This window comes from Caballeronia sp. INML2 (genome assembly GCF_023631365.1).
GTDB classification, from domain to species: Bacteria; Pseudomonadota; Gammaproteobacteria; order Burkholderiales; family Burkholderiaceae; genus Caballeronia; species Caballeronia turbans.
In genome coordinates this window covers 1-517 of the sequence record NZ_JALQDH010000217.1, presented here as the reverse complement: position 1 = coordinate 517, position 517 = coordinate 1, and the positions used below count along the sequence as shown (strand labels likewise).

The 517-nt window shown below is 59.2% G+C and carries 1 protein-coding gene; it reads left to right on the top strand.

The features are described from left to right. Positions 1-517 (top strand): DUF2092 domain-containing protein (locus NCT32_RS37070; protein WP_250491572.1); only part of this gene is annotated, 517 nt, incomplete at both ends.

Here is a 517-nt window from a genome sequence, read left to right as displayed (position 1 = left end):
CCCGATCGCATGCGCGTGGAAAGCGAGCGCAGCGATGGCGCAAAAACGCTCGTTGTGCTCACCGGGAAAGAGATCGTTCTGGTCGATCTCGCCAGCAAAGTCTATGCGACGGCGCCGCAACCAGGCACGCTGGACGAGAGCATCGTGTATTTCGTCAAGGATCTTGGCATGCGCCTGCCGCTCGCGGCGCTCCTGTTGAACGGGCTGCCTGAAGAATTGCAAGCCCGGGTACGGTCGGTGGACTATGTGGAGAAGACGGGTATCTACGGCACTGCGTCCTATCATCTAGCGGCGCGTACCGACACTGTAGATTTTCAGGTGTGGATAGCAGATGGCGACAAGCCTCTGCTGCAGCGGATCGTACTGACTTACAAGAAGGCGGTGGGCCAGCCTCAGTTCTGGGCGGAATTTGTCGACTGGAATCTTGCGCCCCAGCTTAACGATGCGACATTCTCGGCACAGATTCCCGATGGACTGCAAAAAGTCGCGTTCGCAGCGCAGCTTCCGCGCGCGTCGC